This window comes from Streptomyces sp. NPDC088746 (assembly GCF_044751065.1).
Lineage (GTDB): Bacteria > Actinomycetota > Actinomycetes > Streptomycetales > Streptomycetaceae > Streptomyces.
Map to the genome: position 1 here is coordinate 263,412 of NZ_JBIVLA010000009.1, position 14,662 is coordinate 278,073.

Sequence of the window (14,662 nt, forward strand, 5' to 3'; positions counted from 1 at the left end):
GCGGTTAAGTGCGTAACCGGCGCTTCGACGGCCGTGACCGAGGGTGAGGGAACGGCCCGGTCCGGCGAGGTGTGAGGGCAGAACGAAGCCCCCGATCACGGGGGAACAACCGGGGGCTTCGCGTCTGCGGGGGCTCCGAAAAGCCGCACATTGAGAACGTAAGACCTGTACGGCTCCTCGGTCAAGCCGAGTTGGGGCGGCTCCGGGGCTTTTTCGTACTGCCCGGTATGGCGGCCCTCACGTTTTACTGTCCGTGACGATTCGACTCGTCACCGCTGTCGGGTGAGGGCCATCCAGCCACGTGTATCCCGTGGGCATCCGCCGTATCACCGCATCCGCGAAGGGATATGAGGGGTCGTCGGCGAAATGACGGTGCTCGGCGACGGTCCAGCCGTCCCAGAAGTCCGAGAGGCCCGGGCCGTCGCGCAGCCGGCCCCGCTCCCAGGACGCCTCACTCTCCCCCTCGACCCACAGCAGCCCCGCGAGATACGGCCGCACCGCGGTGCGCCCGGCCCCCACCCCCTCGATCAGGACCACGGGGGCGGGGTCCAGCGTCCTCGGCGGGCCGAAGTGCCGGGCCGTCCAGTCGTACGGGGCATAGCGTGCGGACTCTCCGCGCGAGAGTGGATCCAGGACCTGCGCCCGGAGCCTGTCCGTCCAGGCGAAGAGCTCCTCGTGCGTGGCCAGGTCGTCCAGGCGCAGTACGGGGGCGTCGCCGAGCGCTGCGGCCAGGCGGTCGGCGAAGGTGCTCTTGCCGGACCCCGCGTGCCCGTCGACGGCGATCAGCCGCACCGGCCCGCAGGAGGGGGGCAGGGAGCGCAGCCGGCGCGCGTGGTCCGCCAGGTCGTTCATGTCCCCACCCTACGAGAGTCCGCGGCGCCCCTCGCGGCCCCGCCCAGGTCACGCCAGTGGACCAGACCAATATTGCTGACGCGGCACGGGGCGAATCACTGGCCGGATCCGTCCTCGACCCGCAATAGTTGGCGCACCGATCGGCACCCGCAGCCCCAATCCGCTCAACGACCGGGGGTCTCGCCCATGACCAGACCGACTTCACGCAGGACCGTGCTCACCGCCGCGCTCGCGGCAGCGGCAGGGGCAGGCGCCGTGGCCTCCGCCGGCCCCGCGAGCGCCGCCCCCTCCCGTACCTCCCCATCACCGGCGGCAGCCTCGCTCGTGGACAACCGTTTCTGGACGACGTACACCGACTGGCGCTGCGGTACGTCCGCCGGGACCCGCGCGGTCGCCGGACGCCGGCCGGGCCTGGAGATCTCCGCCCCCGCCGGGAGCACCGACTACACCGACCCGCACACCGGCAGGACCAGCACCTGGGAGTACGCGACCTGGACCTCTCCGGTCCACCGCTCGGCCGTCCCCGCCACCGAGGTGATCGCCTCCTGGAACGCCCACACCCCGCAGGGCACCTGGATCCAGGTGGATCTGCGCGGCAGCTACTCCGACGGGACGGACACGCCCTGGTACGTGATGGGCCGCTGGGCGGCCGGTGACACGGACATCCGCCGCACCTCCGTGGACGACCAGACCGACGGCAGGAGCTCGGTCTGGACCGACACCTTCTCCGTGGACGACGCGGCGAGCGGCCTGCGGCTGGCCTCCTACCGCCTGCGGCTCACCCTCCACCGCACCCCCGGTACCGGCCTCACGCCCACGGTCCACCGGGTCGGCGCCATGGCCTCGGACATCCCCGACCGCTTCACCGTCCCCGCCACGGAACCCGGCACCGCCCGGGAACTGACGGTGCCCCGCTACTCGCAGAACGTCCACGTGGGGCAGTACCCGGAGTACGACAACGGCGGCGAGGCGTGGTGCAGCCCCACCTCCTCGCAGATGATCATCGAGTACTGGGGCCGCAAGCCCACCCCGGAGGACCTGGCCTGGGTCAAGCCCGGCATCCCCGACCCGCAGGTGTGCCACGCGGCGCGTCACACCTTCGACTACCAGTACGAAGGATGTGGCAACTGGCCCTTCAACGCCGCCTACGCCGCGACGTACAAGGACATGAACGCCGTGGTCACCCGGCTGGGGTCGCTCACCGATGTGGAGGAGCTGATCGCCGCGGGCATCCCGGTCATCACGTCCCAGTCGTTCGTCAAGGGCGAGCTGACAGGGGCGGGTTACGGGACCTCGGGTCACCTGATGACCGTCATCGGCTTCACGGCCGACGGCGACGTGATCGCCAACGACCCCGCGTCCCCGTCCAACGACGCGGTACGCCGCGTCTACCGGCGGCGCGAGTGGGAGAACGTCTGGCTCCGCACGAAGAGGTACGACGCGAACGGCGCGGTCAGGAGCGGCACGGGAGGGGTCTGCTACGTCTACTGGCCGGCTGCCCCCACGGCAGGCCAGCGCAGTGTCCTCCGGTCGCTGCGTCTGATGTGACCGTGTGAGGCCCCCACGGCCACCTCGACGACCTGACGGCCGCGCTGCTGACCGTCCTGCGTGAGGTGGCCGTGCCGGTCGACGGTGACCTCGGCGCCCCATGGTCGCCGGCGGAACCGGCACAGTCGCGGCACGCACCGGACGGAAGGGGGGCGCGGTCCCTTGGCCGGGACAGCGCCACCGGGACAGTGTGAAGAGGTGAGGCCCGGCGTATCGCGCTGCCGGGGCGACAGGCACACTCTGCGTGTTGTATTTCCTTCAGCAGAGGACGGCCCACGCATGATCACGCTCACCAAGGAAGACGGACCGGCAGACCTGGACGGAGTCACCCATCTGTCCATCGGCGTGTCCTGGGACCCCACGGCCGGTACGAGCGGCGGGGTCATGGGCATGCTGCGCCGCAAGACCGGCACCGACCTCGACCTGATCGCCATCGCCGTGCAGGGCGCCGACCCGGTGCGTCTGGCGGGCCTGGACTCGCTGGACCCCATGGGCAACGGCTCCCTGGTGCACAGCGGCGACAACCAGACAGGGCGCGGTGACGGCGACGACGAGACCGTCACGGTCGAATTCGCGCGCATCCCCGCCAACATCACGTCGATCGTCTTCGTCGCCGCCGCTTTCAAGAAGGGGAGTTCCTTCCAGAAAGCCCGCAACATCAGCTTCAAGGTCTACGACGCGACAGGCGGCAGCGCCCAGCAGGTGGCCGACATCTGGCCCAGCCTGCTGACCCAGGAGAACGGCTGCGCGGTCGCGAAGGCCGTGCGGGTCGGGGGCACATGGAAACTCGAAGTGATCAACTCGGCGGGGAAGATCAAGCAGGGTGACGAGCACGCGCTGATGCGCTTCGCGATCAGCAAGTAGGGCTCTCGCACGGACCGCCCCAGGCGGGGGCCGTGTGACCTCGGGCCGCAGGCCTTCTGCCGGCCGGGGCCCCCGTGAAGGGGATCCGGCCGGGCCGGCGCGTCAGGTCAGAACGGGCAGAGAATCCAGCCCGCGGACAAGACGGGTGCGCCGCCACACCAGCCGCTCGTCCGGCACGGCGAGCCGGACGCCGGGGAAGCGCGTCAGGATCGCGCGCAGGGCGATGTGGGCCTCGGCCTTCGCGAGGGGCGCGCCGACGCAGCGGTGGATGCCGTGGCCGAAGCTGAGATGACCGCTCGCGTCCCGGTCCAGGTCGAGCCGGTCCGGCGCCGGGAAGCGTCCCGGGTCCCGGTTGGCGGCTCCGAGGGCGACGAGGACGGGGACGCCCGCGGGGATCTCGGTTCCGCCCAGGGTGATGGCTTCCGTGGTGAACCGGAAGGTGGAGGAGCTGACCGGCGCGTCGAAGCGGAGCAGCTCGTCCAGTGCGTGCGGGAGGGCGTCCGGGTCGCTGCGCAGGCGTTCCATCGCGGCGGGGTGCCGCAGCAGGGCCAGTGCGGCGTTGCCCAGGAAGTGGGTGGTCGTCTCGTGCCCCGCGACGAGCAGCAGCACGGCCAGGGAGACCAGCTCCTCCTCGTCGAGGTGGTCCTCGCCGTCGCGCGCGGCGATGAGACGGTCCAGGAGCGAATCGCCCGGCCGGAGGCGCTTCGACGCGATGAGGCCGGTCATGTATTCAGCGACGGCGTACGAGGCGGCGTCGGTGCGGCCGGGCTCTCCGGCGGCGAACAGTTCGGCGGACCAGTGCTGAACCCGACGCCGGTCGGTCTCAGGAACGCCCAGCAGTTCGCAGATCACCATGACCGGAAGAGGGACGGCGAGGCCGGCGACGAGGTCGACCGGCCCGTCGGCGGGCCACCGGTCCAGCAGTTCGTCGGTCAGCCGGGTGATGAAGGGGCGCAGCCCGGCGACGGCGCCGCTCGTGAACGCGCCGGTGACCAGCTTGCGGAGCCTGGTGTGCTGGGGCGGGTCGGCGGCCAGCATGGTGTGCGCGACGGCGGGATGCAGCCGGCGCTTCGAGTCCTTGCCGGCGAAGAAGGCGGCGGTGTCCTTGGACAGCCGGGCGTCGCCGAGAGCCAGCCGGGCCTCCTCGTAGCCCGTGACCAGGTAGCTGTGGCGTCCGCCGGACCCGGACGCCACAGCCCGTACGGGGCATTCGGAGCGCATGGCCGCGTACGCGGGGTAGGGGTCGCGGGCGAACTGGGCGTCCTCGGCGGCGTTGTTCAAGGTGTCAGGCTCCAACCGGATGCGGGGGACCATCATCCCCGGCGGGGCTGCGGTCGGCCGGCACCACGGCTTCCCGCCACCCGGTCCGCTCAGAGGGCGACGACGGTCGCCTCCGTGGCCTTGACGCTGGTCCAGACGGAGCTTCCCTCGGCGAGGCCGAGTTCCGCGAGGGCCTCAGGAGTGATCTCGGCGACGAGGTCCGGCACCTGGTCCGAGATGATCAGGACCCGCAGCCGGCTTCCGCTGGTGGTGATCTCCCGTACGGTGCCTGACCAGACGTTACGCGGGCTGCCGGCCGGCTTGTCCCTGTGCACGGAGACGGCTTCCGGAGGGATGATCGCGAGGGAGTCCGTGCCCGGCGGGAGCGTCTCCGCGGCCACGAGGAGGCCGCCGTCGGTGAGTCGGATGCCGGTGTCGGTGGCGGTGCCGGGCCAGGCGTTGCGGCCGAGCATCCGGGCGACCCAGGGGGAGCGCGGGTTGCGGGTGACCTCGGCGGGCGGGGCGTCCTGGAGGGTCCGTCCGTCGTCGAGGACGAGGACCCGGTCGGCGAGCGCCACGGCTTCGACGGGGTCGTGGGTGACGATGAGGCACACGCCCCCGAAGCCGTCGAGATGTCGGCGGAGGGTGTGCCGGACGTGGGCGCGGGTGGTCTGGTCGAGGGCCGCCAGCGGTTCGTCGAGGAGGAGCAGCCGCGGCCGGGCGGCCAACGCCCGGGCGAGCGCGACACGCTGGGCCTGGCCCCCGGAGATCTGACCCGGTCTGCGGTGTGCGAGATGCCCTACGCCCAGACGGTCCAGCCACGTCTGCGCACTGCGGCGGGCCTCGGCGCGCGGGACACCACGGGCGCGGAGCCCGTACGCGGTATTGGCCGAGGCGCTCATGTGGGGGAAGAGCGCCCCGTCCTGGGGGACCCACGCGACGCCCCTGCGGTGCGGGGGGAGCGCGGTGACGTCGGTGTCGCCGAGCCGGAGTTCGGCGTGGGCGCGCGGGGTGAGGCCGAGGAGCGCGCGTAGCAGGGTGGTCTTTCCGGCGCCGTTGGGGCCGACGACCGCGATGGTGGTCCCGGCGTCCGCGTCCAGCGTCAGGTCGTCGAAACCCGTGACGGTGGCGTGGAGCGGCCAGCCTGCCCCTGCCCCCGTGTCACCGGTGCCGGGCGTGACCTCCGAGGCGGCACGCGTGTCCAGCCGCGGCGCCGGGTCCGGATCGTCGGCCGGGGAGCGCGGCCGGGGGGAATCCGGGGTGCCGGTCCATCGTCCGCGCAGTGCGACGAGTACGGCCATGGCGATCACCAGCAGGAGGAGTGAGACAGAGGTCGCGGCTTCCGGGCTGTCCTGGAGCAGCAGGTAGACCTGGAGCGGAAGCGTCTGCGTCGTGCCGGGGAGGTTTCCGGCGAAGGTGATGGTCGCGCCGAACTCGCCGAGGGCCCGCGCCCAGGTCAGCGCCGCGCCCGCGGCGAGACCGGGGGCGACCATGGGCAGGGTGACGGTGAAGAACACCCGTACCGGTGAGGCTCCCAGGGAGGCCGCGGTCTCCTCGTAGCGTGGGCGCAGCCCGCCCAGCGCTCCTTCGAGACTGATGATCAGGAACGGCATGGCGACGAAGGTCGCGGCCAGGACGGCGCCGGAGGTGTGGAACGGCAGCGTGATTCCGAACGTGTCCTCCAGCCACGGGCCGAGGAGCCCGCGCCGGCCGAAGGCCAGAAGGAGTGCGACGCCGCCGACCGTCGGTGGCAGGACCATCGGCAGGAGGACGAGAGAGCGGACGAACGCCTTGCCGGGGAAGTCGACGCGGGCCAGGAGCCAGGCCAGCGGCACACCGAGGACGAGGGAGAGCCCCAGGGCCCAGGCGGAGACGAGCAGGGAGAGCTTCAGCGCCTGGGTCGTCCCGGGGCTGGTCAGGTGAGCGCCCAGGTCGGACCAGGACGTACGGGTGATGACCCCCAGCAGAGGCAGGAGCAGGAAGGCGATGGCCAGCAGTGCGGGGATCACCAGGGCGATCGGGGCGCGGGGGCCGGTGGCGCGGCGGCGAAGGCGTCTCATGAGGATCCCCGATGCTGAAGTGCCGTGCCGGCGTCCAGCCCCGGGGACGGGACGCCCGCACGGAGCGGATGCCTGCTACGGCTTCTGGAAGCCGGCGTCGGCGAGGATCTTCTGGGCCTCGGGGGTGGACAGCCATGCCACGAACGCGGTCGCGGCCTCGCTGTTCCCGGAGGTCTTCAGGGTCGCCGCCGGGTAGGAGGCTACGGCGTTCTGCGCGTCCGGGATGTCGACCGCGTCGATCTTGTCGGTCGCGGTGGCGGCGTCGGTCCTGTAGACGAGGCCGGCGTCCGCCTCGCCGAGTTCGACCTTGCTGAGGACGGCACGGACGTTGGGCTCCTGGGAGACGGGCTTCACGTCGATCTTCTGCGCGTCCAGGATCTGCCGGCTGTAGCGCCCGACCGGCACCTCGGGCGCGGCGAGGACGACCTTGAGCCCGGGGTCGGCGAGGTCCTTCAGGGTCTCGATCTTCTCCGGGTTGCCCTTGCCCGTGGCGATCACCAGACGGTTCTTCGCGATGACGGTCGGCGACCCGGTGTCGGACTTCAGCCCGTCCATCGTCCTGGTGTCCGCCGTCACCAGCGCGTCGGCGGGTGCGCCCTGCTCGACCTGCGCGGCAAGCTCCTGCGAGCCGGCGAACGAGAAGGTCACCTCGGTCCCGGGGTGTTTCTGCTCGTAGGCCGCACCGGCCGTCCTGAAGACGTCGGTGAGCGAGGAGGCGGCCAGAACCGTCAGGTCGGCCTCCGCCGCCCCGGATGCCGACGCCTTGTCACCCGAGTCCTTCTTGTCGTCGCTGCCGCAGGCGGCCAGCGGAACGAGGAGAGCCGCCGTGAGGACGGCGGCCGCGGTACGCCGCCGGGTCAAGGTGAGAGACATGCGGAGGGCTCCTTGGAAACGCGGCCGGCCTGTGCCGCCCGGGCGGGTGTCGGAGAGCCGCGCCGAGCGGGACGATCCCCGGTTCGGGGCTGCATGTGCGACAGATTAGTGGAGCCCTGCTCGTATTTACAAAGCTTAATACGAATCTCCATGGCACATGCGGTCACGCCTGGAGGATGGTCCGACTGTGGAGGCCGTAGATGACGGAGTCGAGGTCGTCGACGGCGGGCCGGTGGGGCGAAGCTCCTGCCGATCGCCATGGGCGACTTCGTCCTGCTCATGCGCCGCCGCACCTGTACCGGATCTCAGCTCCTGAACAGCCCGGCTCCGGCGTTCACTCGCGCAGGGCGTCGGAGACGGACTTGACGCCGCCGTGCGCGGTGAGGCCGCCGTCCACGGGGATGTCCGCACCGGTGATGAAAGACGACTCGTCCGACAGCAGGAAGACGACGAGCGGGGCGACCTCGTCGGCCGTCCCGGTGCGGCCCAGCGGCGTCTCGCGAACGTTGGCGTCGCGGAACGCGGGCGCCGCGGAGGCGGTCATCTCGGTCTCGATGTAGCCGGGGTGGACGGTGTTGACGCGGATGCCCCGCGCACCGAGCTCCAGCGCCGCGGTCCTCGACAGGCCCCGCAGCGCCCACTTGCTGGTGGTGTAGGCCACCGGGTAGTGGCCGGTGAGGGCCGCCGACGAGCCGACGTTGACGACGGAGGCACCGCGGGGCATGAGCGGGGCGAGGTGCTGGATGCCGAGGAGGGGCCCGGTGACGTTGACGGCGTGGACCCGCGCCATGTCCTCGGAGCGTACGTCGCCGATCCGGGCCCGCCAGGTGATGCCGGCGTTGTTGACGAGGCCGTGCACCTCGCCGTACGAGTCCCGCAGCTCGGCGGCGAGTTCGGCCCACTCCTCCTCACTGGTGACGTCGAGCCGCCGGCAGCCGTCCCGGGGTTCCACGTCGGTGGCGACGACACGGGCGCCCTCCCGGGCCAGGGCCGCCGCCTCGGCGGCGCCCTGGCCACGGGCGGCCCCCGTGACGACCACGACCTTGTCCCGGAGCCGCGGGGCGCCCGGGCCCGTCACGCCCGCCGCCTGTCGCGGCGCCGGCCGGCCGGCAGCGGCACGGGCGCGGTGCCCGGGACGACGGTGCTGGTCAGCGAGCCGATGCCCTCGACCGTGAGCGTGACGGTGTCGCCGGGCCCGAGCGGCGGCGGGGTCTGCTCGCCGCGTAGGCCCCAGAGTTCGGCGAGGCATCCGCCGTTGCCGCACGTGCCCGAACCGAGCACGTCCCCGGGCACGACCCGGGTGCCGCGCGAGGCGTAGGCGGTCATCTCCTCGAAGGTCCAGCTCATGTGGGAGAGCAGGTCCTCGCCTACCGTCACGCCGTTGACCTCGGCGGTCAGCGCGAGACGCAGGAAGCCCTCGGCGTCCCGGTGGGGCTCCAGCTCGTCGGACGTCACGAGGTACGGGCCGAGGGTGGTCGCGGTGTCCTTGCCCTTGCAGGGGCCGAGACCGACCTTCATCTCCGCCGACTGCAGATCACGGGCGGACCAGTCGTTGAAGACCGTGTAGCCGACGATGTGGTCGCGCGCCTGCCGTGGGGTGAGATCGTGCCCCTCCCGGCCGATGACGGCGGCGACTTCGAGCTCGAAGTCGAGCACGGCGGAGCCGGGCGGCACGGGGACGCCGTCCTGGGGGCCGTAGATCGCGTGCGGGTTGGTGAAGTAGAACGTCGGCGCCGCGTACCACTGCTCGGGCACGCCTGCGACGCCGTCGACCGAGCGGCGCACGCCCTCGACGTGTTCCTCGAAGGTGACGAAGTCGCGTACCGACGCGGGCTGGAGCGGAGCCAGCAGCCGGACCTGGGAGACAGGAGGGCCGGCCGGCCCGTCGAGCGCCGCCCCGCCCGCGGCGAGCAGGCCGGGCAGCCCGTCGGTCTCCGCGAGCAGTGCGGTGAGTGAGGTGACGCCGGGCAACGGGAAGAGCGTGCCGTCCTCGTCCACGACGGCCACCCGGTCACGGTGCTGATGCTGATAAGCGGCGAAGCGCATGGTGCGGCTCCTGGGGTCGGGCCGGGCTCAGACCGGCGGGGCGACGAACACACCGCGGTCGGGGTCGTTGAAGGACTCCTTGGCGACGAGTTCGTTCATCGCGTTGGCCGTGCCCCACTGGTCGGTGACTTCGGGCTGGGAGAAGTCGTAGACGTGGGGGTGCCAGGTGTCCTCGTCGAGGTTCTCCAGCTCGGTCGTGTACTCGACGGTGTTGCCGTGCGGGTCGAGGAAGTACGTGAAGGTGTTGTCACCCGCCATGTGCCGTCCGGGCCCCCAGATCTTGCGGAAGCCGGCCCGCATGACCCGGCCGGAGCCGCGCATGTACTCGTCGATGCCGCGCATCTCGAACGAGACGTGGTGCAGGGCGGTGTGCGGACCCTGGGCGATGGCCATGGAGTGGTGCTGGTTGCTGATCCGCATGAAGTGCATGACCTCACCCATGTGGGGCGAGGAGAGGGTGTCGGAGAGGGCGAAGCCGAGGTGGCGCTCGTACCACTCCCGGGTGCGGTTCAGGTCGGGCGAGTTGAGGACGACGTGGGAGAGCTTGACCGGGATGGCCTCCTTCTCCTCGATCTTCCGGTGCTGCCGGACCTGGACGTCGGCCGAGACCTCGATGGTGCGGCCGTCCACGTCGAAGAAGCGGAAACCGTACCCGCCGCCGGGTGTGTCCACGGCGCCGGGCCGGGAGACCAGCTGCACGCCGCCGGCCAGGAGCCGCTCGGCCAGGGTGTCCACGTCGGCCGGGCTCGCGGCGCCGTAGGAGACGAGGTCGAGCCGCTTCTCCTCGGCCTTGCGCAGCCTTACGACGTACTGCTCCGGGGAGCCCTCGGCCGCCAGGAAGGAGATCCCGGAGTCCTCGGTGACCTTGGTGAGGCCCCAGACGCCGGCGTAGAAGTCGAGCTGCTTGTCGTAGTCGGGCACCGCCAGGTCGACATGACGCAGGTGGGTGAGCAGACGTGCGCTCATGGTGGGTTCCTCCTCAGGTGAGAGCGGGGCCGAGCAGGGCGGCGGCGTTGTCACCGCGTACGGCGTCGAAGTCGGCCCGGGGCAGCCCCGCGGCGCGCAGGGCGCCCACCGGGTCCTCGGTGCCCATGTCGAAGGGGAAGTCGGAGCCGAGGAGTACGCGGTCGGCCCCGGCCACCCTGATCAGCTCCCGCAGGACGTGCGGGTCGTGGACGAGCGAGTCGAAGTACAGCCGCCTGAGGTAGCTGCTCGGCGGGTGGGCGCAGCCGGCACCGGCGTCGGAGCGCGTGGACCAGGCGTGGTCGGAGCGGCCGATGTGGGTGGGGAGGTAGCCGCCGCCGTGCGCGGCGATCAGCTTCAGGCCCGGGTGCCTGTCGAGCACTCCCGAGAAGATGAGGTGGGAGAGTGCCACGGCGTTCTCGGTGGGCTGGCCGACCGTGTTGGACAGGTACCACCGGTCCAGACGCTCGTCGAGCGTGCAGCCGAAGGGGTGCAGGAAGACGATCGCACCCGTCTCGCCGGCCCGGGACCAGAACGGTTCGTAGGCGGGGTCGGACAGTTCCCGCCCCGGGGCGTGGCTGGAGATCTCCACTCCGGCCAGCCCTTGTTCCAGGGCGTGGTCGAGGGCGCGTACCGCCTGGCCCGGATGCTGGAGAGGTACGAGTCCGAGTCCGCGCAGCCGGTCGGGGGCGGCCGAACAGTGCGCGGCAGTCCCCTCGTTGGCGGCGCGGTACACCTTCTCGGCCGTCTCCTCGTCGGCCCAGTAGTGGTAGTGCGAGGGGGAGGGGCTGACCAGCTGGACGTCCACGCCCTGTGCGTCCATCGTGGCCAGCCGTACGGCGGTGTCGGTCAGCCGCGGGATCCGCTCACCCACCATCGGGCCGCTGACGGCGAGAGCCGCGGGGCCGTTCCGACGCGCGTCGAGCTCCCTGGCCTCGGCCAGGCCGGGCAGGCCCGCCACGAGCGCCTCGATCTCAGGGATCAGGACGTGGGCGTGCACGTCCACGGTGGGGGAGGTCACGGCAGCTCCCGGAGCATCGTCATGGTGCGGCCCATCAGGCCGGGCACGTCGGCGTCGCGTACCCCGTCGAGCTGCCACTGCCCGATCTGTACGGAGGCTTCCACGACGGGGCGTACGCGGGTGATCCGCCGCTCGTGATACGCCTGGAACAGCGCGTCGTCCCAGGTGCCGGAGCCGGTCAGCATCTGCGCCAGCACCCAGGCGTCCTCCAGGGACAGGGCGGCGCCCTGAGCGAGGGTGGGCGGGCAGCAGTGGGCGGCGTCGCCGACGAGGACGACCCGGCCCCGGTGCCACGAGCCCTCGACCAGCATGCGGTCGAACCACGTGTAGTTGACCCGCGCCGGATCGGTGATGTGCTCGGTGATCTCCGGCCAGTTGCCGCCGTAGGCGGAGGCCAGGCGCCGCATCTCGTCGGCGTACGACTCCGGGGGGATCGAGGCACGGTCGCGGTTGGCCTCGACGACGTACGCGTAGAGCGTGGTGTCGCTGGTGGGGCAGTAGCCGGCGATGTAGGCCGGGCCGCCGTAGGCGAGGTCCGTGCGCGTCACCCCGGCGGGGCGGGGGGTGGCCACGCGCCAGATCGCCATGCCGGTCGGTTCCGGGGCGGCCTCGATGCCGACGGCCGCGCGGGTGGCGGATCCCAGGCCGTCCGCCGCGATCACCAGGTCGTAGCGGCCCTCGGTGCCGTCCGTGAACCGGACCGTGACGCCGTCGGCGTCCTGGTCGAAGCGCTCGGCCCGGGTGCCCAGCCGGACACGGGCACCGCTCGCGCGCACCGCCTCGATCAGGATCTGCTGGAGCCGCGGGCGCTGCATGCCGACCGTGGCGGGAAGGTCGTCACCGCCGGTGCGGAGGTCGTCCTGGACGTGCAGGACCGTACCGTCGGGGGCGGTGATGCCGACCGAGCCGAAACCGGAGCCGGACTCCTCCACCTGCTCCCAGACCCCCAGTTCGCGCAGCACGCGCAAGGCGTTGCCCTGGAGGGTGATGCCGGAGCCGGCGGTGGCGTTCCAGTCGTCCCGGGCCTCGATCAGGTCCACCGTGAAGCCGGCGCGGCGCAGCAGGATCGTCACGGCGTTGCCGGCCGCGCCTCCGCCTACGACGAGGATCGTGCGGGTATCGGTCATGGGGGAACTCCTTCGTTCCGCTGATTACTTGACGGCGATCGGATTCACGGGCGAGCCGACCGCGCCGGTGATGGGAAGGGGCGCGGCGACCAGCAGGAACTCGTACACACCGTCGGCGGCGCAGTCCTCGGCGAGCGCGTCCAGGTCCCACATCTCGCCGATCAGCAGGCCGATGTGCGGGATGGCGACCTGGTGCAGCGGCTGGAACGCGTGGTCGAACTCGTTGGGCCGCACCTCGAAGCCCCAGGTGTCGGTGGCGACGGCCGCGATCTCGCTGTTCCGCAGCCACCCCGCCGTGGTGAAGGAGAGACCGGGGGCGGGCCCGCCCGCGTAGTCGCCCCAGCCGTCGCGGCGCACCCGGGTGAGCTGGCCGGTGCGCACCACCACGAGGTCACCGCGTCCCACGGTCGCGCCGTGGGCCTCGGCGGTCGCCGTCAGGTGCTCCTCGGTGATCGCGAAGCCGTCCGGCAGCCCGTCGCCCTCGCCGAACACCCGCCCCACGTCCAGGAGAACGCCGCGTCCCGCGACGTGCGGCGCCATGTGCTCGATGCCGGTCACCAGGTCGCCGTCGGACGTGACGACCTCCTCGGCGGGCCGGCCGTTCCACGCCTTGCCGTGGTCGAAGATGTGCCCGAGCCCGTCCCACTGCGTCGAGCACTGGAGCGGCATGGCGATCACGTCGTCGGCGCCGCCGATCCCGTGGGGCAGCCCCTGGTTCCCGAGGGCCGCGTCCGTCCCGGTGTCCAGCATGGTGTGCACCGGATTGGTGCGCCGCCGCCAGCCTTTCTGCGGGCCGTCGATGTCGAAGCGCTGGGAGAGCGAGAAGCTGACGCCGCGCCGGACGAGTGCGGCACCCTCCCGGCGCTTGGCCTCGTCGAGGAAGTTGAGGGTGCCGAGCACGTCGTCCCGGCCCCAGCGGCCCCAGTTGGAGCACTCCTTCGCGGCCTGTGCGATCGAGCCCTCGGGGTCGGTGCGGTCCATGCTCATGACTCCTCCGCGACGCAACGGGTGCGCTGGGTGCCGAGCCCGGTGACGGAGCTGTCCATGACGTCCCCGTCACGCAGGAGACGGCCCCAGTGCATCCCGTTGCCGGCGGGGGACCCGGTCAGCACCAGGTCGCCGGGGAGGAGGCGGGCGGACTGCGACACGTAGGAGATCAGGCGTGCCACGTCGAAGATCATGTCCCCGGTGGACTCGTCCTGCATCGTCTCGCCGTTGAGCTTCAGCGTGAGCCGCAGGCCGTCGGTGTCCGGGACCGACCCGGCCAGTACGATCCAGGGGCCGAGCGGGGTGAACCCGGGGGCGTTCTTGCTGCGCAGCCAGTCGGTGCCGATCTGCGGCATGTCCCGGCGGAACACCGTCGCCCGGTCGGTGAGGTCGTTGGCGATGGTGTAGCCGGCGACGTACGACAGGGCGTCCTCGACGGACACCTGGTGGGCGGGGCGGCCGATCACCACGGCCAGCTCCAGCTCCCAGTCCGGCTTGCCGGCCCAGGAGGGCAGCACGACGTCGTCGTACGGCCCGGTGATCGCGCTCGGCAGGCCGATGAACACGTACGGGAGGTCGTCCGCCGCCCGCCGGTCCATGATCTCCGCCGCCTCCGCGCGGCGCTCCTCCTCGGGGCGCTCGTCGTCCGGCGCCCGGTGCGCGACATGGAGGTCGATCACATGCTGCCGGTAGTTCGCTCCCGACTGGAACACCTGCCGCGGCTCGACGGGCGCGTGCACCCGGAACCCCTCCAGCGGGCCGCTGCCGGAGCCGCTTCCACCGGACAGGGCGTGCAGCCGCGGCAGGGCCGTCTCCCAGCGGTCCAGCAGGTCCCGGACCGTCAACTGCTCCTCGCCGAAGGCGATCCGCAGGTCTGTCACCTGTCCGTCGGGGGTGACGAGAGCCGGGAACGCCGGGCCGCCGGGGGCCGACAGGGTGCCGAGGGCGAAGGGTCCGGCGAAGAGCGCGGACGCGGATCCAGGTTTCACGAACATGTCCTCCTGATTGCGGTGGAACCAATCTGGACCCGCCGCCCGTGATCAGGGAAATCGATTCCGTGG

The 14,662-nt window shown here is 71.9% G+C and carries 13 protein-coding genes; 2 read left to right on the forward strand and 11 right to left on the reverse strand.

The genetic code is table 11. From position 1 onward, the window contains the following. Positions 1-237: 237 nt before the first annotated feature. Positions 238-852, reverse strand: a complete 615-nt coding sequence (locus ACIP63_RS32675) for a uridine kinase (protein ID WP_401523035.1) — start codon at positions 850-852, stop codon at positions 238-240. A 186-nt stretch (positions 853-1,038) separates the two neighbouring features. Here ACIP63_RS32675 and ACIP63_RS32680 point away from each other — a divergent pair, with 186 nt between their 5' ends. Next, complete coding sequence (locus ACIP63_RS32680) at positions 1,039-2,400, forward strand: peptidase C39 family protein (protein WP_401523038.1); 1,362 nt, start codon at positions 1,039-1,041, stop codon at positions 2,398-2,400. 279 nt (positions 2,401-2,679) lie between these two features. Then, positions 2,680-3,264 carry a TerD family protein gene (locus tag ACIP63_RS32685; RefSeq protein WP_401523040.1) on the forward strand — a complete coding sequence of 195 codons (585 nt, stop codon included), beginning with the start codon at positions 2,680-2,682 and terminating at the stop codon, positions 3,262-3,264. 102 nt (positions 3,265-3,366) lie between these two features. Here ACIP63_RS32685 and ACIP63_RS32690 read toward each other — a convergent pair whose 3' ends face one another. From ACIP63_RS32690 to ACIP63_RS32735, 10 genes are all read right to left on the reverse strand, one after another. Then, entirely contained in the window at positions 3,367-4,485 is a 1,119-nt protein-coding gene (locus ACIP63_RS32690; RefSeq protein ID WP_401523170.1) for a cytochrome P450, read from the reverse strand. Between the two features lie 149 nt (positions 4,486-4,634). Further along, entirely contained in the window at positions 4,635-6,584 is a 1,950-nt protein-coding gene (locus ACIP63_RS32695) for an ABC transporter permease (RefSeq protein ID WP_401523042.1), read from the reverse strand. Positions 6,585-6,659: 75 nt separating this feature from the next. Then, positions 6,660-7,457, reverse strand: coding sequence for a molybdate ABC transporter substrate-binding protein (modA, locus tag ACIP63_RS32700; RefSeq protein WP_401523045.1), 798 nt, complete (start codon positions 7,455-7,457; stop codon positions 6,660-6,662). A 334-nt stretch (positions 7,458-7,791) separates the two neighbouring features. Next, a complete protein-coding gene (locus ACIP63_RS32705; RefSeq protein WP_401523048.1) occupies positions 7,792-8,535 on the reverse strand; it encodes an SDR family NAD(P)-dependent oxidoreductase in 744 nt (247 codons plus the stop codon). Then, on the reverse strand, positions 8,532-9,503 hold the full coding sequence (locus tag ACIP63_RS32710; RefSeq protein ID WP_401523051.1) for a fumarylacetoacetate hydrolase family protein: 972 nt from the start codon (positions 9,501-9,503) through the stop codon (positions 8,532-8,534). Before ACIP63_RS32710 ends, ACIP63_RS32705 begins: the two co-directional genes overlap by 4 nt. A gap of 27 nt (positions 9,504-9,530) precedes the next feature. Further along, positions 9,531-10,469, reverse strand: coding sequence for a VOC family protein (locus tag ACIP63_RS32715; protein WP_401523054.1), 939 nt, complete (start codon positions 10,467-10,469; stop codon positions 9,531-9,533). Between the two features lie 13 nt (positions 10,470-10,482). Next, on the reverse strand, positions 10,483-11,487 hold the full coding sequence (locus ACIP63_RS32720; protein ID WP_401523057.1) for an amidohydrolase family protein: 1,005 nt from the start codon (positions 11,485-11,487) through the stop codon (positions 10,483-10,485). Beyond that, positions 11,484-12,614 carry an FAD-dependent oxidoreductase gene (locus tag ACIP63_RS32725; protein WP_401523059.1) on the reverse strand — a complete coding sequence of 377 codons (1,131 nt, stop codon included), beginning with the start codon at positions 12,612-12,614 and terminating at the stop codon, positions 11,484-11,486. Before ACIP63_RS32725 ends, ACIP63_RS32720 begins: the two co-directional genes overlap by 4 nt. A gap of 24 nt (positions 12,615-12,638) precedes the next feature. After that, entirely contained in the window at positions 12,639-13,601 is a 963-nt protein-coding gene (locus tag ACIP63_RS32730) for a cyclase family protein (RefSeq protein WP_401523062.1), read from the reverse strand. Beyond that, positions 13,598-14,596 carry a fumarylacetoacetate hydrolase family protein gene (locus ACIP63_RS32735; protein WP_401523064.1) on the reverse strand — a complete coding sequence of 333 codons (999 nt, stop codon included), beginning with the start codon at positions 14,594-14,596 and terminating at the stop codon, positions 13,598-13,600. The genes ACIP63_RS32730 and ACIP63_RS32735 overlap by 4 nt, the downstream gene beginning before the upstream one ends. Positions 14,597-14,662: the final 66 nt, after the last annotated feature.

Coding starts and splice junctions, on each gene's coding strand:
- ACIP63_RS32675 (WP_401523035.1), bottom strand. CDS start 852: ATGAACGACCTGGCGGACCACGCGCGCCGGCTGCGCTCCCTGCCCCCC.
- ACIP63_RS32680 (WP_401523038.1), top strand. CDS start 1,039: ATGACCAGACCGACTTCACGCAGGACCGTGCTCACCGCCGCGCTCGCG.
- ACIP63_RS32685 (WP_401523040.1), top strand. CDS start 2,680: ATGATCACGCTCACCAAGGAAGACGGACCGGCAGACCTGGACGGAGTC.
- ACIP63_RS32690 (WP_401523170.1), bottom strand. CDS start 4,485: ATGCGCTCCGAATGCCCCGTACGGGCTGTGGCGTCCGGGTCCGGCGGA.
- ACIP63_RS32695 (WP_401523042.1), bottom strand. CDS start 6,584: ATGAGACGCCTTCGCCGCCGCGCCACCGGCCCCCGCGCCCCGATCGCC.
- modA (WP_401523045.1), bottom strand. CDS start 7,457: ATGTCTCTCACCTTGACCCGGCGGCGTACCGCGGCCGCCGTCCTCACG.
- ACIP63_RS32710 (WP_401523051.1), bottom strand. CDS start 9,503: ATGCGCTTCGCCGCTTATCAGCATCAGCACCGTGACCGGGTGGCCGTC.
- ACIP63_RS32715 (WP_401523054.1), bottom strand. CDS start 10,469: ATGAGCGCACGTCTGCTCACCCACCTGCGTCATGTCGACCTGGCGGTG.
- ACIP63_RS32725 (WP_401523059.1), bottom strand. CDS start 12,614: ATGACCGATACCCGCACGATCCTCGTCGTAGGCGGAGGCGCGGCCGGC.
- ACIP63_RS32730 (WP_401523062.1), bottom strand. CDS start 13,601: ATGAGCATGGACCGCACCGACCCCGAGGGCTCGATCGCACAGGCCGCG.
- ACIP63_RS32735 (WP_401523064.1), bottom strand. CDS start 14,596: ATGTTCGTGAAACCTGGATCCGCGTCCGCGCTCTTCGCCGGACCCTTC.